This window comes from Nonomuraea zeae, assembly GCF_005889725.1.
GTDB lineage: Bacteria > Actinomycetota > Actinomycetes > Streptosporangiales > Streptosporangiaceae > Nonomuraea > Nonomuraea zeae.
Window position 1 is genome coordinate 1 of the sequence record NZ_VCKX01000213.1, and the last position, 22,104, is coordinate 22,104.

The 22,104-nt window shown below is 70.0% G+C and carries 20 protein-coding genes; 12 read left to right on the forward strand and 8 right to left on the reverse strand.

Annotation, left to right across the window (positions count from 1 at the left end):
• Positions 1 to 190: 190 nt before the first annotated feature.
• Positions 191 to 511 carry a hypothetical protein gene (locus tag ETD85_RS43945; protein ID WP_138695779.1) on the forward strand — a complete coding sequence of 107 codons (321 nt, stop codon included), beginning with the start codon at positions 191 to 193 and terminating at the stop codon, positions 509 to 511.
• A 67-nt stretch (positions 512 to 578) separates the two neighbouring features.
• Here the strand turns inward: ETD85_RS43945 and ETD85_RS43950 are convergent, their stop codons facing one another.
• The 4 genes from ETD85_RS43950 to ETD85_RS43965 form a co-directional block, all read right to left on the reverse strand.
• Complete coding sequence (locus ETD85_RS43950) at positions 579 to 866, reverse strand: protealysin inhibitor emfourin (protein WP_138695780.1); 288 nt, start codon at positions 864 to 866, stop codon at positions 579 to 581.
• A 55-nt stretch (positions 867 to 921) separates the two neighbouring features.
• Entirely contained in the window at positions 922 to 2,385 is a 1,464-nt protein-coding gene (locus ETD85_RS43955; RefSeq protein ID WP_138695781.1) for a gluzincin family metallopeptidase, read from the reverse strand.
• Between the two features lie 167 nt (positions 2,386 to 2,552).
• A complete protein-coding gene (locus ETD85_RS43960) occupies positions 2,553 to 3,020 on the reverse strand; it encodes a hypothetical protein (RefSeq protein ID WP_138695782.1) in 468 nt (155 codons plus the stop codon).
• 101 nt (positions 3,021 to 3,121) lie between these two features.
• Positions 3,122 to 3,841: a ThuA domain-containing protein gene (locus tag ETD85_RS43965; protein WP_240779827.1), complete on the reverse strand. Its 720-nt coding sequence runs from the start codon at positions 3,839 to 3,841 to the stop codon at positions 3,122 to 3,124.
• Positions 3,842 to 4,421: 580 nt separating this feature from the next.
• Here ETD85_RS43965 and ETD85_RS43970 point away from each other — a divergent pair.
• The 11 genes from ETD85_RS43970 to ETD85_RS44020 all read left to right on the forward strand — a co-directional run bounded on the left by ETD85_RS43970 (position 4,422) and on the right by ETD85_RS44020 (position 17,947).
• Positions 4,422 to 4,682, forward strand: coding sequence for a hypothetical protein (locus ETD85_RS43970; RefSeq protein ID WP_138695784.1), 261 nt, complete (start codon positions 4,422 to 4,424; stop codon positions 4,680 to 4,682).
• 219 nt (positions 4,683 to 4,901) lie between these two features.
• Positions 4,902 to 5,693 carry an alpha/beta hydrolase gene (locus tag ETD85_RS43975; RefSeq protein ID WP_138695785.1) on the forward strand — a complete coding sequence of 264 codons (792 nt, stop codon included), beginning with the start codon at positions 4,902 to 4,904 and terminating at the stop codon, positions 5,691 to 5,693.
• A 566-nt stretch (positions 5,694 to 6,259) separates the two neighbouring features.
• Positions 6,260 to 7,684, forward strand: coding sequence for a pectinesterase family protein (locus ETD85_RS43980; protein WP_138695786.1), 1,425 nt, complete (start codon positions 6,260 to 6,262; stop codon positions 7,682 to 7,684).
• Positions 7,685 to 7,711: 27 nt separating this feature from the next.
• A complete protein-coding gene (locus ETD85_RS43985) occupies positions 7,712 to 9,160 on the forward strand; it encodes an RICIN domain-containing protein (RefSeq protein WP_138695787.1) in 1,449 nt (482 codons plus the stop codon).
• Between the two features lie 466 nt (positions 9,161 to 9,626).
• Positions 9,627 to 10,571, forward strand: a complete 945-nt coding sequence (locus tag ETD85_RS43990; protein WP_138695788.1) for a zinc-binding dehydrogenase — start codon at positions 9,627 to 9,629, stop codon at positions 10,569 to 10,571.
• A 3-nt stretch (positions 10,572 to 10,574) separates the two neighbouring features.
• Positions 10,575 to 11,867 carry an alpha-glucosidase/alpha-galactosidase gene (gene melA, locus ETD85_RS43995; RefSeq protein ID WP_138695789.1) on the forward strand — a complete coding sequence of 431 codons (1,293 nt, stop codon included), beginning with the start codon at positions 10,575 to 10,577 and terminating at the stop codon, positions 11,865 to 11,867.
• 10 nt (positions 11,868 to 11,877) lie between these two features.
• The gene (locus ETD85_RS44000) at positions 11,878 to 12,930 is read left to right on the forward strand and encodes an amidohydrolase family protein (RefSeq protein ID WP_138695790.1); all 1,053 of its coding nucleotides are present in this window, start codon (positions 11,878 to 11,880) and stop codon (positions 12,928 to 12,930) included.
• The gene (locus ETD85_RS44005) at positions 12,927 to 13,859 is read left to right on the forward strand and encodes a carbohydrate ABC transporter permease (protein WP_138695791.1); all 933 of its coding nucleotides are present in this window, start codon (positions 12,927 to 12,929) and stop codon (positions 13,857 to 13,859) included. The genes ETD85_RS44000 and ETD85_RS44005 overlap by 4 nt, the downstream gene beginning before the upstream one ends.
• Before the next feature lie 13 nt (positions 13,860 to 13,872).
• Positions 13,873 to 14,742 carry a carbohydrate ABC transporter permease gene (locus ETD85_RS44010; protein WP_138695792.1) on the forward strand — a complete coding sequence of 290 codons (870 nt, stop codon included), beginning with the start codon at positions 13,873 to 13,875 and terminating at the stop codon, positions 14,740 to 14,742.
• A gap of 15 nt (positions 14,743 to 14,757) precedes the next feature.
• Complete coding sequence (locus tag ETD85_RS44015; RefSeq protein ID WP_138695793.1) at positions 14,758 to 16,098, forward strand: ABC transporter substrate-binding protein; 1,341 nt, start codon at positions 14,758 to 14,760, stop codon at positions 16,096 to 16,098.
• A 16-nt stretch (positions 16,099 to 16,114) separates the two neighbouring features.
• Positions 16,115 to 17,947 (forward strand): spherulation-specific family 4 protein, encoded by a 1,833-nt coding sequence (locus ETD85_RS44020; RefSeq protein ID WP_138695794.1) that lies wholly within the window; start codon positions 16,115 to 16,117, stop codon positions 17,945 to 17,947.
• A gap of 74 nt (positions 17,948 to 18,021) precedes the next feature.
• Here ETD85_RS44020 and ETD85_RS44025 read toward each other — a convergent pair whose 3' ends face one another.
• The 4 genes from ETD85_RS44025 to ETD85_RS44040 all read right to left on the reverse strand — a co-directional run bounded on the left by ETD85_RS44025 (position 18,022) and on the right by ETD85_RS44040 (position 21,763).
• Entirely contained in the window at positions 18,022 to 18,786 is a 765-nt protein-coding gene (locus ETD85_RS44025) for an SDR family NAD(P)-dependent oxidoreductase (RefSeq protein ID WP_138695795.1), read from the reverse strand.
• Between the two features lie 15 nt (positions 18,787 to 18,801).
• Positions 18,802 to 19,884, reverse strand: a complete 1,083-nt coding sequence (locus ETD85_RS44030) for an alanine racemase (RefSeq protein ID WP_138695796.1) — start codon at positions 19,882 to 19,884, stop codon at positions 18,802 to 18,804.
• Positions 19,885 to 19,968: 84 nt separating this feature from the next.
• Positions 19,969 to 20,808 (reverse strand): SMP-30/gluconolactonase/LRE family protein, encoded by an 840-nt coding sequence (locus tag ETD85_RS44035; RefSeq protein WP_138695797.1) that lies wholly within the window; start codon positions 20,806 to 20,808, stop codon positions 19,969 to 19,971.
• 196 nt (positions 20,809 to 21,004) lie between these two features.
• Positions 21,005 to 21,763, reverse strand: a complete 759-nt coding sequence (locus tag ETD85_RS44040) for an IclR family transcriptional regulator (RefSeq protein ID WP_138695798.1) — start codon at positions 21,761 to 21,763, stop codon at positions 21,005 to 21,007.
• Between the last annotated feature and the right edge of the window lie 341 nt (positions 21,764 to 22,104).

Genomic DNA, 22,104 nt, shown 5'->3' on the forward strand with positions numbered 1-22,104 from the left:
CCACTCCGGCGGCGTGTCCGGCGGCGTGTCCGGCGGCGTCTCTGCCGCCGCCACCCAGCCGTTCTCCGGCGACGGGACGCGGCACGAGCTGGAGCATCTGCTGCAAGAGGTGGTGAGGGACGCCCGCGCCGCGCTCGGTGTGGTGGCGGGCAACGGCCAGGGCGGCTGACCGGCCGCCCGGGACGCCGTCATGACGAACGAAGAGACGCCCGGCATCGTGGGGAGCTGGCTGCACTCCTTCGAGGAGGACACCGGCACGACCACCGTGTACCGCCGGGACGACTTCCCGTTCCCGCCTGCCCGGAGAGGGCGGGCGGGGATGGACTTCCGGCCCGACGGGACCTTCGTCTCGTGGACCCCGGGCCCGGACGACCGTCCCCGCGCAGCCGTCGGCCGCTGGGACCAAGAAGGTGCCGGGCGGATCCGGATCACCTTCCCGGCGGAGCAGGGCCGCTCGTCCGACCTCACCGTCCTGTCCCAGGAGCACGACCAGCTCATCGTGGCGAAGTAGCCTGCGCGCGTACGAGACACAAGTACGGCGAAGGCCGGACTCGTGCGAGACACGAGTCCGGCCCTTGCTACTCCTGCCGGGAGAGCACGGCCAGCGCCTGCGCCAGCTCCGGCAGGGGCTCGCCGGACACCGTGTAGACCCGCCCCCGTCCGGATCCGTCGCCGGCCGTGATCCGGTAGGTGAACAGGTCAGCCCCCACCTCGGCCGGCTCGCCCCGATCCATGGCCGCCCCGATCGCGGCCAGCGCTTCGTCCACCTTGGCGGCCTCCTGCTCGGAGAGATCGCCGGTGTCATAGGCGGCGACGGTCTCCTCAAGGCCGGCGAAGCCGCCGGTTCTCTCGACTTTCACCCGCATGTGCGGCTCCCCTCCCGTCCCAGGCGCATGTGAGGCCGTTCGCCGGAACGCCTTCTTACTTGAACGCCTTCTTCAGCGCGGCCAGCTCCGCGGCGAGGATGTCGTCGTCGGTCAGGTCGCCCGTGTTCGTCAGCTTGTCCGTGCCGATGACCTGGAACTCGGGCAGCTGCATGGTGCCGCAGCAACACGACCGGTCCTGCACGGCGCGCAGGCTGGCGGAGGCCGTGTCGGCGGCCTTCACCTTGACGGCGTCCTTCGCGGCCTTGCCGTCGCCGGTGTAGTCGGCGTTCATGAAGTCCATCTCACCGGAGAGCATCTCGGTGAAGGGCGTGGGCGAGGTCACCACTTCCCGGAAGGCGAACCGGTTGCGGATGAAGGTCCGGTAGATGTTGGGATCGCCCTGAGCCGCCGAGATCTGCAGCATCTGGTTGACGACGTCGGTGTAGGTCGCCCCGGTGTCGGGCGCCTTCTTGATGGCGTTGAACAGCAGCTTGCAGAGCTTGTCCGTGACCTCCATGAGGATCATGGTCGGGCTCTTGATCGTGCCCTGCTTGGTGCTTTCGTGCGCGTAGATGTCGGCGAGCACGTCGTAGACGCCTCCCGTGAACACCTGGGAGATCGCGTGCACCTCGTTGCTGACCTCGCTCAGCTTGAGGTCGTTGTCCGCGTTGCGCAGGCCGAACGGCAGGCCGAGTGCCTGGCCGAACTGTTCGGCCAGGCACGACAGGAAGGATTTGGCGTGCAGGTTGGCCTTGGTGAGCGCGACGAGCGCCTCGGCCTGGTCGGGCTGCGACAGCGTCAGGAAGATGGCGGTCAGGTCACCGAACGACTCGTGCAGGCCACCGGTCTGCGGCGGGTTCTCCGCGCCGAGCCAGCCCGGCTTGAGCCCGTCGAGGATCGCGTGACCGGTCTCGTGGGCGACGATGTCGAGGGAGCGGCAGGTGAAGACCTCCTGCGTCGTGTTGGGCGGGGTGAAGAACAGGAACTTCAGCGCCTTGGCCGACCTGCTGTAGAAGGCGTTGGCACCGGACGCGGCGCGCGGGAAGACCGAGAGCCGGTCGAGGTTTCCGCCGGTGTTCCACGCGAACGGCAGAGGGGCGCCGCCGTTGTGGCGCTCGTACATCGTCAGCGTCTCCCGGACGACCGCGTACGTGTGCGCGCAGTCGAACTCCGGGGAGTTGGGGACGAAGATGAAGTCGCCGTTGGTGCTGCGGGCCACGGGCGTGGTGCCGGGCAGCTCGGTGATGATCCGGGCGTCGGTGGGACCGGCCAGTACCGGGCTGGGGATGAAGATCGCCCTGACGCCCAGCTCGGCGTTGGTGGGGTCCTGCTTGTAGATGAGAATCCGGGGCCCGACGATCGGCGGGACCGGAGCCGGGGCCGCGAGCGGGCGCGAGACGGGCGTCGCCGCCATGGTGAAGGGCGGCTGGAGCAGTTGCTTGGTCGCATCGCCCACGGCCGCTCCCGTGACCTCGCGTTGCTCAGGGATGACCCGGTCCGTGGTTTCCTGGATGATCATCTGATTTTCTCTTTCCCGGTGCGGCCCGAAGCCTCGGAATCCGGGCCCCGAGCACTTCAGGTGGACACGCCTCCCGACTCGTGCCCGATGCCGGCCTATGACGCGCACGCGAGAACACAAAGACTTGCCCAGGCGGCGCCGTGACGCCGGGCGCCCGGGTCACCCGCTCACTGCTGCCCGCCGGCCGCGTCGAGACGGATGAAGGTGGCGCCCCCGGCCGCCGCGCGGGCCCCGAGCACGTGCCCGTCGCACATCTTCGTCTCCGTCCCCGCCCGGTCGATGACCTTCCAGGTCACCGGCTCCCCGCACGGCTGGTCGAGCCGGTTGTAGGTCCAGGTGCGCCGGCATACCCGGCACTCGGAGACGCCCGCCCTGGAGGACAGGGTGTTGCCGTGCTCGGGGCAGACGCCCCACCGGAAGCCACACGGCTGGGCCTGGAGCCTGGCCAGCTCGGCGGCCGAGCGCTCCAGGTCCTCGGCGCCGCGGGCCAGCCAGTCCGCGGCCTGCCGGGCCACCATGAGGTGGCCCTGTTCCGGCGATCCGTTCTGGGCGCTGTCGCAGAGCGCCCGGACCTCGGCGGTGATCGCCTCGGCACGGCCCGCGAGGGCTCGCAGATGCTCAGGGGTGACGGTCATGCGGGCTTCCATCTCGCAAGGGGCCGCCGTGGGCGCGGCCGGGAACTGGTTGCTGATGTGGACCCTACGTCGTCCCCGGCCGCCCCGGACGCGTGGCATGCCTACCAGCGGATGGGCGTGTTCGTGTTCGCCAGTGGCTTGGCGGGCCGGTCGCCGAGGGCCGCCCACCGGACGGCGTTCGCCAGCACGCGCCGCACGTCGGGGTGGTGAAAGACGGGATAGTTCTGGTCACCCGGGCTGAAGTAGAAGATGCGGCCGTTTCCGCGGGTGTAGCAGCAGCCGCTGCGGAACGCCTCGCCGCCGCTGAAGTTGCTGATGAAGACGAGCTCGTCGGGAGCGGGGATGCCGAACGGCTCGCCGTACGTCTCCTGCTGGTCGATGACGAGCGGATTCGGCACGTCGCGGGCGATGGGATGGGACGGGGCCACGGTCCACACCAGCTCGCGCTCGGCGCCCTGCCGCCAGTTGACCGTGCAGGAGGTGCCCATGAGCGAGCGGAAGATCTTCGAATAGTGGCCTGAGTGCAGGACCACCATCCCCATTCCGTCGAGCACCCGGTCGTGGACGCGGCGCACCGCCTCGTCGGACACCTCTTCGTGCGCCATGTGGCCCCACCAGGTGAGGACGTCGGTCGTGGCCAGCCGCTCGGCGGACAGACCGTGCTCCGGCTCGGCCAGCACGGCGGTCTCCACCCGGGCCGAGTCGCCGAGGAGCTCAGTCAGGCCGGCCGCGATCGCGCCGTGGATGCCGTCGGGGTAGCGCCGGCGGACCGGATCCTCCCGCTCCTCATGGTAATTCTCACTCCACACCAAGACGTTCATCGACATTTGATCTCCTCGGTTGCGTGCTCCGTAAAAGTGAAAAACCTTCCACACAACCGGTTGCGCGACTTGACATCGGCCCCGACATTACACGGCCGGGCACCACACGTAGGGCGGCTTGCCTTTTACGGCCATTTCCCCGTTATGTGAATATATCGAAATGAAAGCCGATCACCTGCCGCATCCGCGCGCCGAGCGCTCCGGGCACTCCGCACTCGGAAACGCCGCGGGACCGGCTCGCTCGGGCGTTCACGTGATCTGAGAGTCGCACGGAAAGCAGCGACGAAGCGGCCGCCGTGTTTGGGACCGAACGGAACGTGTCCACAACTGGTCAGGCGCCCTCCCCCGGTCCGGGGCTCCCTCGGGCCGGAACGCCCGTGTTCAGAGCTCCCGCGCGCGGCTCCCGATCACCACGCCGGTACGGGCGCCCGGCCGCCGCGCCCGATAAGTGTCATCCGGTAAGACACCCGGCTTCATCAGCGGATTGACCCGCTCACGACCGCGCCGGATAGTCGGTGAATCGCACTCGCCCGCGCGCGGCATCGGCACCACTCGACACATCGATGCGGGAGGTTCGGACATGGCCACTTACAAGACTCAGATCCAATGGGGAGGGCCCAACGCCGAATGGCATGACGACGCGGACCTGACCATCGTCATCCAGAACCGCGAGGGCGTGGTGCCGCAGGCCGGCATGCCCGCCACCGGCACGCAGATCTCCTGGGCGTCCATCCAGGGCAACGGGTCGGTCACCTTCTTCGAGGACGGCAACCGGTTCGCGGGATCCGCCCAGTTCAAGGGTGAGGGACCGGTCGGGTATCGGGGCACGATCAAGCGGTGACCTGGTCGCGCGAGCTCTGACCTCGCACAGCGGCCATCGCGTCCAGCCGCGACGCAACCGCGGCTGGACGCTCCGCCGCATTCCCGCCCGCATCAAGCAGCTCGCCGCCCTGGCCGGCTCTCGCGGGCCGGCGGTGAACTCGTAGGTGGGTCAGGGCCTTGGGACGGCTCGCGGGTAGACTGCCGCCGATCCGATCACAAGGCTGGAGTGTCCGCGTACATGATTGATGTCCCGCTCTGGCTGGGGACTCCCCCGGGGCCCGCGACCGGCGTGCCGCCTCGCCTGACGTACTACCCTGCGGACGCGCCCGCCACCGGGGCGGTCGTGGTGTGTCCCGGCGGCGCGTACTCCACGCTGGCCGAGTACGAGGGCGCCGACGTGGCCGAGTGGCTCGTCACGCTGGGCATCGACGCGTACGTCCTTCACTACCGCGTCGCCGGGGAGGAGGCCGGGCGTGCGGCGCTGCACCCGGCTCCCCTGTACGACCTGCGCCAGGCCGTGCGCGTGGCCAGGGAGCGCGGAGCGGGCCGCGTGGCCGTCATGGGCTTCTCCGCCGGCGGTCACCTCACCGCCACCCTCGCCACGGATGCGCCCACGGATGCGGATGGGCCTGCGGATGCGCGAGACGCGCGCCCGGACGCCATCGTGCTCGGGTACCCCGTCATCGACCTCACCGGAGCGCACAGCCACGCCTGGTCGCGCCGCCAGTTGCTCGGCCCCGGCGGCACCGAGAAGCAGGCGACGGCCCTGTCCGCGCACCTCAACGTGACCGCGGAAACGCCGCCCGCCTTCCTTTGGCACACCGCGGCCGACGAAGCGGTCCCCGCCACCAACAGCCTGCGGTTCGCCGACGCGCTGGCCCGGGCCGGGACGCCGTACGAGCTGCATGTCTTCCCCGAGGGTGAGCACGGGCTCGGGCTCGCCCAGGGCGAGGAGAAGGTCGCCGCCTCCGCCTGGCCCGGCCTCTGCGCCACCTGGCTCGCCGCCCAAGGGTTCGGCCCGCGCTCCTGACGGCCTTGCCACCGCCGTTCTGACTCCCGCCGCCCCCGCCCCGACGGTCCGCGCCCCTGACGAACCTGCCACCGTCGGCCCGCGTCCGTGCCTCCGACCCCGCTCCCGATCGGGCGCGGGGCTGGGCGAGAGCGTACGCACCCAGCGGACGCCCCGGGCCACAGCCCAGACGACGCCCTGGGCGACGGCCCAGACGAGGGCCCGGACGACGGCCACGCTGACTCCTTCTGCGAAGGCCGGCCCCGAGACCGGCTGCTGGAAACGGTGCGTCACGGCGAACGCGCCGTCAACAGCCTGAAAACCCGCCAGAAAAGGCCCCGGGCACCACAGCAGCCAGGATCCCGATAAATTCGAAAATTTCGCTGCGACGCTCCCCCCGAATGCGCCGCCACCCGCTTCCCGTCGCCGAAGGGCCTCGCGACCAGCGACGTCACCCGGCCGGCGCCGCTCCCGCGTGAAAGTTTCAGCCGCGACCTCCGCTTTCCCGCGCGAATTAGTTTGTTGACTTGACATACCTATTCGGCGTACTTCTTCCTCGGTGGCTACGAGGAAGGAGAACCCACGAGATGTTCGTGCGTAAACTCACAGGCGTCGCCCTGCTCGCCGCGGCGGCGAGCGCGTGGGGGGCGCCGGTCCCGGCCGCCCATGCGGCGGCCGCGCCCGTGGCCGGCGGCGTCTACCAGCTCAAAGTGACCAAGAGCGGCATGTGCCTCGACGTGACGGCCGGCTCGAAGGACAACGGCGCGCTGCTCCAGCAGTGGGGCTGCACCCCTGACGCCTGGCAGCAGTTCACCCTGAGGTCGGCGGGCTCGGGGATCTACAACCTGGTGAACGTCAACAGCGGCCGCTGCGTGGACGTCCCCAGCGGCACCACCACATCCGGCGTCCGCCTGCAGCAATGGGGCTGCGGCGACGGCACCAAGACCAACCAGCAATGGCGCCTGACCGCCTCCGGCAGCGGCACCTACCAGGTCATCAACGTCGCCAGCGGCCTGTGCATGAGCGACGAGGGCGCCTCCACCACCTCGGGCGCGTCCATCATCCAGGAGACCTGCACCGCCAACACCAACAAGCAATGGGCCTTCACCACCACGAGCAGCGCGAAGGCGACGGTCGCGGCGGACGGCAGCGGCACGTACCGGACCGTGCAGGCCGCCATCGACGCCGTGCCCGCGGGGAACGCCAGCCGGGTGACGATCACCATCGCGCCCGGGACGTACCGGGAGATCGTCCGGGTGCCCTCCAACAAGCCGTACGTCACGCTCCAGGGGCTCGGTTCTTCGGCGAACCAGACTGTTATCGTTAACAACCACTATGCGGGCGAATACGGTACGTCCGGCAGCGCCACCGCGTTCGTCGACGGCCACGACTTCGTCGCGAGCAACCTGACGATCTCGAACGACTTCAACGAGGACCCGGCCGTCACCGGCCACCAGGCGGTCGCGCTCAACCTGACCGCCGACCGCGCCCGCCTGTCCGGCGTGCGGCTGCTCGGCGACCAGGACACGTTCCTGGTCAACAACTCAGCCCGCGCGTACGTGTCGAACTCGTACGTCGAAGGCACCGTCGACTTCATCTTCGGCGGCGGCACCATCGTCTTCGACAACTGCGACATCTACGAGAAGCGCAGCACCGGCGGCCCGATCACGGCCGCCAGCACGGACGCCGCCAAGACCTACGGCTTCCTGTTCTACAGGTCCAGGATCTCCGGCGCCGCCGCGGCCGGCACCACCACCCTGGGCCGCCCCTGGTACCCGAACGCCCAGGTCCTCTACCGGGAGTCCACGCTCAGCTCGGTGATCAAGACCGCCCAGCCGTGGACCGACATGTCCTCCAATTCGTGGAAGAACGCTCGCTTCTCCGAGTACAAGAACACCGGAGCGGGAGCCGGCACGAACGCCAACCGGCCGCAGCTCACCGACGCCCAGGCCGTGAACTACACCCCGCAGAAATACCTCGCCGGATCAGACGGCTGGAACCCCGCCGGCTGACCCGCTCCCCTCTCTCGAAGGATGACCATGCGTTTCACGAACATCCGGGCCCGCGTGGCGGCCGTGGCAGCCGCCGCCGTCGTGGCCGCGCTGGGGTTCGCCCCCTCTGCCGCCCAGGCGGCCGTGCCCGTGGCCGGCGGCGTCTACCAGCTCAAAGTGACCAAGAGCGGCATGTGCCTCGATGTGACGGCCGGTTCGAAGGACAACGGCGCGCTGCTGCAGCAGTGGGGCTGCAGCGGCGCGGCCTGGCAGCGGTTCACCCTCCAATCCGCGGGCTCCGGCATCTACAACCTGGTGAACGCCAACTCCGGCCGCTGCGTGGACGTCCCCAGCGGCACCACCACCTCCGGCGTCCGCCTGCAGCAGTGGGGCTGCGGCGACGGCACCAAGACCAACCAGCAATGGCGCCTGACCGCCTCCGGCAGCGGCACCTACCAGATCGTCAACGTCGCCAGCGGCCTGTGCATGAGCGACGAGGGCGCCTCCACCACCTCGGGCGCGTCCATCATCCAGGAGACCTGCAGCGCCAACACCAACAAGCAGTGGGCCTTCGAGCCGCTGGGCGGGCGCACCTGGTCGAACAACGCCGACGGGTTCGCCGCCACCAGCGGCAGCGGGCTGAGCACCACGACCGGCGGCGCGGCGGGCACCACGGTCACCGTCACCACCTACGCCGACCTGGTGAAGTACGCCACGGCCAGCGCCCCGTACGTCATCCGGGTCAACGGCGCGATCACGGTCACCCCCTACGGCACCGAGATCAAGGTCGCCTCCAACAAGACCATCATCGGCGTCGGCACGACGGGGCACATCGTCAACGGCGGCTTCTTCCTGGGCACCGGCGTCAGCAACGTGATCATCCGGAACCTGACCATCCGCGACACCCGCATGGCCGACGACGACCCGGACGACAAGACGTACGACTATGACGGCATCCAGATGGACACCGCCCACCACGTCTGGATCGACCACAACACGATCACCCGGATGAACGACGGCCTGATCGACAGCCGCAAGGACACCAGCTTCCTGACCGTGTCCTGGAACGTCCTGGCGGAGAACAACAAGTCGTTCGGCATCGGCTGGACCGAGAACGTCACCGCGCGCATGACGATCCACCACAACTGGATCCACGACACCAACCAGCGCAATCCCAGCACCGACAACGTCGCCTACGCCCACCTGTACAACAACTACCTGCAGAACGTGACGTCGTACGGGAACTACTCGCGCGGCGCCACCAAGATGGTGATCGAGAACAGCTACTACCAGTCGGTCAAGGACCCCTACTACCCCGACGCGACCGCCCAGCTCCGGCAGAGCGGCAGCATCTGCGTCTCCTGCACCGGCAACCAGACCACCAGCGGTTCGGCCTTCACGCCGAGCTCGTTCTACTCCTACACCCTCGACCCGGCCGCCGACGTGCCGTCCCTGCTCAGGACGTACGCGGGACCGCAGGCCAACATCGGAGCCTGACCCGCACATCCCCGCCAGTCTGAGCCCGCCCAGCCGTCCCCCGGCCGGGCGGGCTCAGCGCGTCCGACCGGCCGTCCAACGGCGTGCGGGGACGGACGTCACCCGCCGCTCACCCCGGCGCCCCTGCCACCCGGCCCTCGTCGAGGGGACCACATAATTCTGACTGGCAGCGTTACATTCCATGAAGCGGAATAAGACAAACAACGCTCGCCAGACACCTCCTTCAGCCTAAAGCCCGAGCTCACGACAGGACACACCCGGCCGACCGGATCCCGCTCACACCTGCGACCCGCCCGGATGTGCGCAACGACGCCACCATCGAGTCCGCCGGGCCTCTTGACACGCTCTCCGCCTCAGTGGTCTGCTATCGCCATCTTCGGAACGTCATTCCTTATTGCGGAATGATGGCAATCACTTGAGAACGGAGCTCCATGGAACGCGCGCATTCGATGGCCGGTGAGCTGCGGTGAAGGCGCTGGTCTTCACCGGGCCGGGCGTCGTGGAGCCGCAGGACGTGCCAGAGCCGGAGGTCGGCCGGGACGAGGTGCTGGTGCACGTGGTCACCTCGGGCATCTGCGGCAGCGAGCTGCACGGCGTCAGGACCCCGGGGTTCCGGGTGCCGCCGCTGGTGATGGGGCACGAGTTCGCCGGCCGCACCGATGACGGGCAGGCGGTGACGGTCAACCCGATCCTGTCCTGCGGCACGTGCGACGTGTGCGCGGCCGGGCTGCGCAACGTGTGCAGGAACCGGCAGATCATCGGCGTGCACCGGCCCGGCGCGTTCGCCGAGCGCGTCGCCGTGCCCGCGGCGGCCGTGGTGCCGCTGCCCGAAGGGCTCGGCTGGACCGCCGCCGGCGTCGTCGAGCCCGCCGCCAACTCCGTGCACGCCTGGCGGCTGGCCGGGCGTCCGGCCGGCGCCAGGGTCGGCGTGCTCGGCGCGGGCGCGATCGGCCTGACCTGCCTGCAGGTCGCCCTGTCCGGCGGCGCGGCCTCGGTCGAGATCGCCGACCGCTCGCCGGACCGGCTGGAGATCGCCACCCGGCTCGGCGCCCGCGCCGCCGGCCCCGAGCTGACCGGCGAGTACGACGTCGTCTTCGACGCGGTCGGCGCCGCCGCCACCCACGAGCAGTCGCTGGCCCGCCTGCGCCCCGGCGGCGTGGCCGTCTGGCTCGGCCTGGCCGACCACGTGGCCGGCTACAACGCCCTCGACCTGGTACGCGGCGAGAAGCGGGTGCTCGGCTCCTTCGCCTACGACTCCGCCGACTTCGCCGGAGCGATCGAGCTGGTCGCCGGCTGGGACCTGCCCTGGGTCGAGACCTTCCCCCTGGACGAGGGCGCGGCCGTCTTCACCACGCTGATGAACGGCCGCTCCACCCCCGTCAAGGCCCTGCTGACCCCGGAACCGAGGTAGATCATGGCCCGTATCGTCCTCGTGGGCGCCGGGAGCATCACGTTCGCCAAGAACCTGCTCTCCGATCTCCTGACATTTCCGGAGCTGTCGGAGTCGACGATCGTGCTCCACGACATCGACCAGGCCCGGCTGGACACCGCCGCGGCGATGGCCGAGTGGATGGTCGCCGAGCTGGGCGCAGGCGCGAAGATCGAGGCCCACGCCGACCGCCGGGCCGCCGTGGCCGGCGCCGACTACGTGATCAACGAGATCGCGGTGGGCGGCCTGGACGCCGTCAAGCGCGACTTCGAGATCCCCGCCAGGTACGGCGTCCGCCAGACGATCGCCGACACCCTCGGCATCGGCGGCATCTTCCGCGCCCTGCGCACGATCCCGGTCATGGTCGGCATCGGGAACGACCTGGCCGAGCTGGCCCCGGACGCCACCCTGTTCACCTACACCAACCCGATGTCGATGATCCCGTGGTCGGTCTACGCGGGCACCCCGTTCCAGAACGTCGTCGGCGTCTGCCACGCCGCCCGCGACACCCAGAAGACCCTGGCCCGGATGGTCGGCGTGCCGGAGGAGGAGATCTCCTTCCTCACCGCGGGCGTCAACCACCAGGCGTTCGTCCTGCGCTTCGAGCGCGGCGGCGAGAACCTCTACGACCGCCTGGACGAGCTGATCGCCAAGGACCCCGAGCTGGCCCGCAAGGTCCGCGTCGAGGTCTACCGCAGCTTCGGCTACTTCCCGACGGAGTCCAGCGAGCACGGCTCCGAGTACCTGCCGTGGTTCCTGCCGCACGAGGAGGAGATCGAGCGCTACCGCATCCCGGTCGGCGTCTACCTCGAGTGGCTGGCCGACGGCTTCGAGGAGTACGAGGCGTACAAGCGCTCGCTCGAAGAGGGCCGGGGCGTGCCGATCAAGCGCGGCGAGGAGCTGGCCTCGCTGGCCATCCACTCGATGGAGACCGGCACCCGCCGGATGATCCACGGCAACGTCCGCAACGGCGGGCTGATCTCCAACCTGCCGCAGGAGGCCACCGTCGAGGTGCCCTGCCACGTCGACCGCGCCGGCGTCCAGCCGGTACGCGTCGGCGAGCTGCCCGCCCAGGTCGCCGCGCTCAACAGGACGTTCCTGAACGTCAGCGAGCTGACCGTGAAGGCGGCGCTCGAAGGCCGGCGCGACCACGTCTACCAGGCCGCGCTGCTCGACCCCAACACCGCCGCCACGCTCCCGGTCCGCAAGATCCGCGAGCTGGTGGACGACCTGATCGCGGCCCACGGCGACCTGCTGCCCGCCGGCATCGGGAACTGAGGAGGAAATCATGTGCGCTGCCGACCCGCCGTTGTCCCGATACCGGCCGGTGTCCCAGCTGCGGGTCGCGGTCCACGAGATCGACCGCGCCCGCGTGCCCGCCGTCGACGCCCACATCCACCTCGGCCGCTGGCTGACCGAAGACGGCGACTGGATGGTCAAGGACGTCCCGGCCCTGATCGGGCTGATGGACGAGCTCAACCTGCGCGGCATGGTCAACCTCGACGGCCGCTGGGGCCGCGAGCTGGCCGAGAACATCGAGCGCTACGACGCCGCCCATCCCGGCAGGTTCGCCACGTTCTGCCACGTCGACTGGTCGCAGACGGCCGAGCCCGGCTTCGGCGAGCGGCTGGCCGGGCAGCTCCGGCGGAACGTGGCCGAGGGCGCGGCCGGGCTGAAGGTGTGGAAGGACGTGGGCCTGCGGGTCCGCGACGACCGCGGCGAGCTGGTCATGCTCGACGACCCGCGGCTCGACCCGCTGTGGGCGGCCGTCGGCGAGGCGGGCATCCCGATCGCGCTGCACACCGCGGACCCGGTGGCCTTCTTCGAGCCGATCGACGAGCGCAACGAGCGGCTCGAACTGCTGGGCGCCCGTCCCGACTGGAGCTTCTCCGGGCCCGAGTTCCCGCCGTTCGAGCGGCTGATGGAGGCCATGGAGTCGATGATCGCCAGGCATCCGGCGACCACCGTGATCGGGGTGCACGCGGGCTGCTGGCCAGAGAACCTGGGCTTCGCGAGCCGGATGCTGGACACGTACCCGAACTTCCACGTCGACATCGCGGCGCGCATCGCCGAGCTGGGCCGCCAGCCGCGCGCCACGCGCGCGCTGATGCTGCGGCACCCGGGCCGGGTGCTGTTCGGCACCGACGAGATCCCGCCGGACCGCGACGTCTACCGCATCCACTTCCGGTTCATGGAGACCGACGACGAGGCGTTCGCGCACTCGCTGGACGACCCGCCGCTGATGGGCCGCTGGACGATCTCCGGCCTCGACCTGCCGGACGAGGTGCTCCAGCGGGTCTACGCGGGCAACGCGCTCGACCTCGTGCCGAGGCTGGCATGACCGCCACGCTCACCCGCGACAAGCCGTCCTTCAAGCCCGCGTTCAAGCAGCGCCACAGCGCCGAAGGCGGTCAGGGGAAGTACGCGCTGCTGTTCCTGCTCCCGGCGCTGGCCGGGTTCGCCGCGTTCTACATCTACCCGAGCATCCGCGGCGTCTGGCTCTCGGTCACCGACTGGAACCTGCTGTCCGACCCCGAGTTCGTCGGCCTGGACAACTACGCCGAGCTGGCCACCGACCCGCTGTTCTGGAAGTCGCTGCTGCTCACCGGCTACAACACGGCGCTGAACCTGGTCGGCCAGCTCTCGCTGGCGCTGCTGCTGGCCGCGCTCATGCACCGGCTCACCAAGTCGGTGGTGCTGCGGGCCACGCTGCTGCTGCCCTGGCTGGTCCCGAACGTGGCCACCGCGCTGCTGTGGCTGTGGCTGCTGGACGCCAACCTCGGCTTCGTCAACCAGCTCCTGGACGCCATGGGCATGTCCACGCACGGCTTCTTCAACGCGCCGGCCGAGGCCATGCCGAGCGTGGCCGCGGTGACGACCTGGGCCTCGGTCGGGTACGTGGCGCTGCTGCTGTACGCGGGCATGCTGCAGATCCCGAACTCGGTGTACGAGGCCGCGGCGATGGACGGCGCGGGCGAGATCCGCACCTTCTTCCGCATCACGCTGCCGCTGCTGCGCCCGGTGCTCGCCCTGGTCCTGGTGGTCTCGGTGATCGGCTGCTTCCAGATCTTCGACACCATCGCGGTCGCCACCAAGGGCGGCCCGATCAACGCCACCAAGGTCATCTACTACTACATCTACCAGGAGGCGTTCACCCACTTCCGGATGGGCTACGCGGCGGCCATGGCGCTCAGCCTGGTGCTGGTCCTCGGTGTCCTCACCTATGTCCAGATGCGCCTGATGCGCGCGTCCGACTCGGACCTCGGATAGGAGCGGGCCGAACATGCGCGCAGGCAGGATCGTCGCCTGGACGGTGCTGGGGCTGGCCGTCCTGGTGACCGTGTTCCCGTTCTACTGGATGGTGCGCACGGCGCTCACCGACGCCCACCATCTCTTCTCCGACAACTTCTCGCTGTGGCCGCAGCACTTCACCTGGGCGAACTTCAAACGGGTGCTGGGCCTTTCCACCTTCGCCGAGGCCCAGGCCGCCGGCGGCTCGGGCGCCTCCCTGGACTTCGTCCTCTACCTGCGCAACTCCGTCGTGTACACGGCGGTCGTGGTCGCGGTGCAGACGCTGTCGTGCGCGATGGCCGGCTACGCGCTGGCCCGGCTGCGCTTCCGGGGCAGGGAGGTGCTGTTCTCGGCGTTCGTCTCCGCGCTGATGGTCCCGCCGATCTTCACGCTGCTGCCGAACTTCGCCCTGGTCCGCAACCTGGGCCTGCTCAACACCTTCGCCGGGCTGGTCGCGCCGATCCTGCTGATGACCCCGTTCACCGTCTTCTTCCTGCGGCAGTTCTTCCTGTCCCTGCCGCGCGAGGTCGAGGAGGCCGCCGTCATCGACGGCGCGGGTGTGTGGGGCGTCTTCTGGCGCGTCGCGCTGCCCATGTCGAAGGGCCCGCTGATCACCATCGCCCTGATCAACGGCGTCTACGCCTGGAAGGACTACCTCTGGCCGCTGCTCGTCGGCCAGGAGGAGGGCAGCCGGGTGCTCACCGTGGCACTCGGCGTGTTCCTGCAGCAGTCGCCGAACGCCCGCCCCGACTGGACGGGCCTGATGGCCGGCTCGACCCTCTCCGTGATCCCCGTCCTGCTGCTCCTGCTCGTCTTCGGCAAGCGGCTGGCCAACTCGCTCAACTTCACCGGCATCAAGTAAGTAAAGGACCCCCCGATGTCCAGCAGAAAGACTCGCGCCCTCCTGGCCCTGGCCGGCCTCGTCACCGTCACCGCGGCGTGCGGGGGTGGCGCCGAAGCGGGTGGCGGGCCCGTCACGCTCAACTACGTGATGTGGGTCGACAGCCAGGTGCCGGCGTACAAGCAGTGCGCCGACGCCTTCACCAAGAAGAACCCGAACATCACCGTCAAGCTGAGCTCGGTGGCCTGGGCGCAGTACTGGCAGAACCTCACCACCCAGGTCGTCTCGGGCACCGCGCCGGACGTCTTCCGCGACTCGGTGGCCTACTATCCGCAGTTCGCCAAGAACAACCAGCTCCTCGACATCAGCGAGTACGTCGAGCGCGACAAGGTCGACCTGAACCAGTACCAGAAGGGCCTGACCGACGTCTGGGTCCGCGACGGCAAGCGCTACGGCCTGCCGCTGGACTGGGACACCATCGGCGTCTTCTACGACAAGGACCAGGTGAAGAAGGCCGGGCTGGACACCGCCGGCTTCGCGAACTGGACCTGGAACCCGCAGGACGGCGGCACGTTCGAGCAGGCCATCGCCGCGCTCACCGTGGACAAGAACGGCAAGAAGGGCACCGACCCCGGCTTCGACAAGGACAACGTCGCCGTCTACGGGATCGCGCCCGACTACAACACCGGCGCCCTCGGCCAGACCGGCTGGGCCGGCTTCGCCGCCGCCAACGGCTTCAAGTACCTGGACAAGAACCCGTTCGGCAGCAAGTACTTCTACGACGACCCGAAGCTGGCCGAGACGATCGACTGGTTCGCCGGGCTGATCAAGAAGGGGTACGCGCCGCCGTACGACAAGCAGTCGGCGCTGGGCGGCGACGCCGTGCTCCAGGGCGGCAAGACCGCGATGGTCATGGCCGGGTCCTGGATGGCCAAGCCGTACCTCGACAACAAGACGCTCAACCTCGCCGTCGCGCCGCTGCCGGCCGGGCCGCAGGGCCGCAAGACGCCGATCAACGGCGTCTCCGACGCGATCTACGCCGGGACCAAGCACAAGGAGGAGGCGTGGCAGTGGGTCAAGTTCACCGCCTCCTCGGAGTGCCAGGACCTGATCGCGGCCACCACCGAGGTGCTGCCCGCGATCACCACCGCCTCGGAGAAGGCGCTGGCCGCGCACGAGGCGGCCGGGCGTGACGTGAAGCCGTTCGTGGAGGAGGCCAACGCCCCCGACGGCACGTTCCTGCTGCCGGTCACCGACAACGCCGACAAGATCAACGAGATCATGGACACCGCGATCTCGTCGGTCCTCCTGGGCACCGCCGACGCCAAGACGGCGCTCCCCGCAGCCAACACCGAAGTCAACGCACTGTTCCAGTAACCGAGAAAGGGTGTACATGCTCAACCCTCGCTGGCGCACGTTGCTCGGCGCGGCAGTCTTAGCCGCGCCGCTGCTGGCCGCCACCCCCGCCCAGGCCGCGGACGCCGTACTCGACCAGCAGGTCGCGGTACCCGCCTACTTCCTGCCCAGTGGCGAGTCCCTCCCCTACTGGAACGAGATGAACACCACGGCGAGCAAGCCGGGGGTGCTGGTCGCCAACGTGGCCAGCGGGCCGGACAACGAGGTCAAGCCGGCCTACGCCGCCGCCCTGTCGGCCGCGCACGCCGCCGGGATCAAGGTCATCGGTTACGTGGACACCGGCTACTTCGGCACCACCGGCCGGCCCGAGAACAGGACGCGGCTCGGCTCACTGGCGGTCGAGGACTGGCGGGCGCAGATCCAGTCCGACATCAACAAGTGGTACCAGTTCTACGGCTCCTCGATCGACGGCATCTTCTTCGACCAGGCGCAGAACGCCTGCGGCCCGACGACCGGCAGCGAGACCTGGGTGGACCTCTACCGCGAGGTCACCGCGTACGTGAAGAAGTACCACCCGGGCGCGACCACCATCGCCAACCCGGGCGTCTCCCCCGCCGAGTGCTTCGAGGACGCGGCCGACATCCTCGTCACCTTCGAGGGCTCCTACAGCTCCTACCTGAACCGGCAGGACCCGTACCTGCCGTCGGCGTGGGAGGCCGACTACGACCCCAAGCGGATCTGGCACCTGATCTACGACGTGCCCGACGCGACGGCGCTGGCCACCGTCATCGCCACGTCCAAGGCCAACAACGCCGGGTACGTGTACGTGACCGACGACGTGCTGGCCAACCCGTGGGACAAGCTGCCGCCGTACATGCCGCAGCAGGTCACGGCGGCCAAGGGCAGCGGCGGCGTCGTACCGGCGGCGCCCGCCGCGCCCACGGCGAGCCAGGTCACGGCCACCGGCCTTCGGCTGAGCTGGACCTCGGCCGCCTACCCCGGGGTGGCCGGCTACGACGTCTACCAGGGCAGCGTGAAGATCGGCAGCGAGGCCAACTTCACGCCGTCGGCGACCCTCTTCGACGTCGGCGGCCTGTCGCCCGCCACGTCCTACACCTTCACGATCAAGGCCAGGGACCGGGCGGGGAACGTCTCCCCCGCGAGCACCGCGCTGACCGTGTCCACCTCGGCCGCCAGCGCGAGCAACCCGACCGTGCCCGGCACGCCGGTGGCCTCCGAGGTCGGCCCGACCAGCGTCAAGCTGACCTGGGCGGCCTCGTCCGACTCCGACTCCGGTGACGACGTGCTCTACTACGACGTGTTCAAGAACGGCGTACGCGAGCTGTCCCTGCCGGGCGAGCTTACGAGCGTCAACCTGGGCGGCCTGAGCGTCAACACCTCCTACACCTTCACCGTGCGGGCCCGTGACATGACCGACCGGGTCTCGGCCCAGTCGGCCGCGGTGGCCGTCACCACCACGAACCCGAGCCCGATCACCGGCGCGGCGGCGACGATCAACGCGACCATCGCGACGTACACGGCGCAGTTCAACCTGCCGTACACGCACTACCACGTGTTCATCGACACCGACGCGAACTATCAGACGGGCTGGTCGGTGAACACCGTCGGCGCCGAGTACATGATCGAGAACAACACGCTCCTGCAGAAGACCGGCGCCTCGACGGACTGGTCGTGGAGCGTGGTGGCCGGCGTCACCCCGCTGGTCTCCAGCGCGAACGGCCTGTACCAGTGGTCGGTGCCGGTCTCGGCGCTGGCCGGCACGGGCAACACCCACAAGATCGTCTTCCACGGCACGGACGGGTCGCGAAACGACTACGCCCCCAGCGTGATCACCGTCACCAAGCCGTGACGCAGCACATGGCAGAGGCGTAGCACATGACAGAACGGCGGGCCCGGATTCCGGGCCCGCCGTTCGCGTTCTGCCTACATGATGGCGAGCTGGCCGCCGTCGATGACCAGCTCCGTGCCGTGTACGAAGGCCGCGTCGTCGGAGGCCAGGAAGGCGTATCCGGCGGCGACCTCCTCCGCCAGCCCGGCCCGGCCGAGCGGGATGTGGTCGCGCTCGTAGGAGGAGACGAAGTCGCCTTCGAGCCCGGCCGAGATGGAGGCGTTGAGCGGGGTCTGGATGTAGCCGGGGCACAGCGCGTTGACGCGGATGCGGTGCTTGCCCAGCTCGACGGCCATGGTCTTGGTGAGCAGCAGCACGCCGCCCTTGGAGGCGTTGTAGTGGGCGTAGTCGGCCTCGCCGCCCAGCCCGTTGGTGGAGGACATGTTGAGTATGACCCCGCCGGTGCCCTGCGCCACCAGGTGCCGGGCGACGGCCTGGGCGACGAGGAACATCCCGCGCAGGTTCACCGCCATGATCCGGTCCCAGTGGTCGGGGGTGATCTCCAGGAACGGCTCCCGCCAGGCCGTACCGGCGTTGTTGACCAGGACGTCGAGGCCGCCCAGGATCTCGACGGCCCCCTCGACCAGCCGCGTGACGTCGGCCCGCGCGCTGACGTCGCCGGCCAGCCCGCACACCTCCCCCAGCGCCGAGAGCTCCGCCACCGCGGCGTCCACCTCGGCCTGGTCGAGCCCGCCGAGCACCACTCGGGCGCCTTCCTCCAGGAACCGGCGGGCCGTGGCGGCGCCGATGCCGCTGCTGCCGCCACTGATCAGTACTCGCTTGCCCGCGAGTCCCCGCATGGCCTTTCCTTCCGTTCAGCGCACCGCGCCGCGGGCGGCGACGCGGAGTTCGGTGGTGACCTGCCCGTTCTCGACGCCGTAGGCGACGTCGAAGAGGTTGACGGCCGAGCAGGCGTGACTGGGGATGAGCTGGGCCCGGGTGCCGACCGGCAGCTCGTCGTGGTGCCCCGGGTCCAGGCGGGCGACCGCGTGCTCCTCGTTGAGGAAGTCCAGGTGCAAGTGGGGCAGCCCGACGGCCCTGATCCAGTCGGGCGAGCCGATCCCGTCGGAGGTGAGGCACTTGGTGCCCGCGTCGAAGACGACCCGCTCCGGGGTGGACCTGGCGATCACGGTGGTCAGCACGCGGGCCGCGGCCGTCTCCTCGGTGGCCACGCCGAGGCGCATCATCGCGGTGTCGTTGAAGATGTAGGTGCCCGGCCGGATCTCGGTCACCCCGGCGACCCCCGCGGCGTACCTGGCGGTCGGGGTGGAGCCGACGCTGATCTCGCGCAGCTCGATGCCGTCGCGGGCGCACAGCTCGGCCGTGGCCACCAGGTCCTCGCCCTCGCGGCGGGCGGTCTCGGCCAGCTCGGCTGGGGTGCGCGAGTGGTAGGCGTGGCCGGCCAGGGTGAGCAGGCCGACGACCTCGACGCCGGGGACGGCGGCGATCTCGGCCACCAGGTCGGCCGTGGGGCGGCCCGGCGGGCGGCCCAGCCGGTGCTGGCCGGTGTCCACCTCCACCAGCACCTCCACCGGCGGGCCGCCCATCCGGCCGAGCCCGGCGGCCACCTCGGGCGAGTCCAGGCTCACCCGCACCCTGGCCCGCTCGCGCAGCGCGGCCAGGCGGCGCAGCTTGGGCTCGCCCCAGATGGGAAAGGCCAGCAGGATGTCGTCGATCCCGGCGTCCGCCATCACCTCGGCCTCACCCAGCTTGGCGCAGGTGATGCCGCACGCGCCCGCGTCGAGCTGCATCCGCGCCAGCTCGGGCATCTTGTGGGTCTTGATGTGCGGGCGCAGGCGGACGCCGTGCGTGGCGGCCGCCTTGGCCATCTCGGCGACGTTGGCCCTGACCGCGTCGAGGTCGATGACGAGTGACGGAGTGTCCAGCTCGGGATACATGGGTGAAAGGCTCCTCCCGGAGGGGTTGCCCCGAAGATAGCATCCATTCCGTATTGCGCACTAGCATTCCGTATAGCGGAATACTTAGGTGCTGAGGTCGCGGCAGGGGTTGGCGGGCAGGCCGGTGTACGGGGTACGGCAGCGCCACAGCTCTCCGCCGGTCCTGCCGTCCCAGGCCGTGGTCACGTACAGCTCGTCGAGGCCGGGGCCGCCGAAGGCGCAGCTCGTCACGTTGGCGGCGGGCACCGGGAGGGTCAGGTCGTGGCCGCCGTCCGGCCGCAGCCGGACGACCGACGCGCCGCCCCAGAGCGCCACCCACACGTGTCCCCCGGCGTCCACCGTGAGCCCGTCGGGCTGCGGGAGCTCGGCGAACGTCCGGCGGCCCGCCAGCTCGCCGGTCGCCGGGTCGTAGTCGAACACGTCCACCCGGTCGGCCGGGGTGTCCACGTAGTAGAGCAGCCGCTCGTCCGGGCTCCAGCCGATGCCGTTGGAGATCGTCACCCCGGCCAGCACGTGCTCGCAGCTCCGTCCGGGGTCGAGCCGGTAGAGGTTGCCCGCTCCCGGCGTGTCGTCCTCGGCCTTGGTCCCGGCGAAGAACCGGCCCGCCCGGTCGCAGGCGCCGTCGTTCATCCGGTTGCCCGGACGCTCTCCGGCCGTCACCGCCGCCGTCACGGTCAGCTCGCCGTCCGCCAGCACCGCGAAACCGTCCCGTACGGCCAGCGCCAGCCCGCCCTCCACGCGCGGGACCGCCACCCCGACCGGCTGCCCGACGTCGATCGTCTCCTCCGTGTCGCCGGCCGGGTCGAGCCGGTGCACCAGCCCGGCGGGGATGTCCACCCACAGCAACGTCTCCGTGGCCGCGTCCCAGCGGGGCCCCTCGCCCAGCCGGGCCCTCGGGACCGGCACCGCCTCCAGCTCCATCATCCACTCCTTGATCCGCTAGACGGAATCTCATTCCACCCGCTGCCGCCACAAGGGCACCGCCCTCGCCTACTCCCGCCTGCCGCCAGCCGGCTTTGGCCGGGGTCAGCTCCGGCTCGGGTCAGGCTTTGGCCGGGGTCAGCTTGGGGTCAGCTCGGGCCGGGGTCAGGCTTTGGCCGGGGTCAGCTCCGGCCAGGCGTCACACCTGCTCGGCAACCGCTCTCCGCAGGCCGTGGCCGATCTCCTCCATGCGCGCCGGGGACATCCGCTCCTTCAGCGCGGTCACGCTCACCGCCACGACGGGCGCGGTCCGGCCCATGAACACGGGGGCCGCCACGCAGCGCACTCCCGGCTCGTTCTCCTCCAGGTCGAGCGCGTAGCCGCGCTGGCGGATCTGGTCCAGGTGGGTGGCCAGCTTGGCGGGGCTGGTGATCGTGTTACGGGTCCTGGTCGACAGCGGCCCGAACCGCTCGGCCCAGCCCTTCACGGCCTCGTCCGTGGGGTAGGTCCAGGCCAGCAACGCCTTGCCGACGCCCGTGCAGTGGGCCGCGTTACGGCCGCCGACCACGGAGGTCATCGTGATCGACCGCACCGCCTCGACCTTGTCGAGGTAGACGACCTCGCCGCCGTCGAGCATCGCCATGTGCACGGTCTCGGAGAACTCCTCGCTCACCCGCAGCAGCAGGGGGCGGACGAGGGTGCGCAGATCCATCGTCTCGTAGAACCTGAAGGCCGTGGCCAGCATCTCGGTGCCGAGGAAGTAGGGTCCGCTGGGCTCGGGCTGCGCCGCGAACCCCCGGTGTTTCAGCGCGCCGAGCAGGCGGTGCAGCGAGCTCTTGGGCAGGCCGAGCCGGGTGGCGAGCTCGTCGAGCGTAACGCCCCTGCTGTGTTTGCCGATCTCCTGCAGGATCAGCAGGGCGCGGTCGACGCTCCCCACCGGGGATTGGGCCTCAGCCACTGCTCTCTCCGATCTGTTCCGCTTTATGGAATGCTAGCGCGTAATACGGAACCGCGCACGGCGGCCCTTCGCAGGATTCGGCTCAGTCCGATCTGAAGGTGAAGCAGCTGATCGGCCGGCCGTCCCTGACCAGGTCGCGCCGGGCGACGCTCTCGACAGCGAGCCCCCTGCTCGTTGATCAGCCGTCTCAGGTAGGGCAAGTCACCGGTGCCGCCGAAGAAGATCTGCATCCTGCCCGCCGGGGTAAGACGGGTCCTGGCTCGGCGACCGAGGCGGCCAGGATCGCGTTGACGCCGCTGCCGGTGCCCACGTCGAGTACGCGGTCCCCGGCCCGCCCGCAC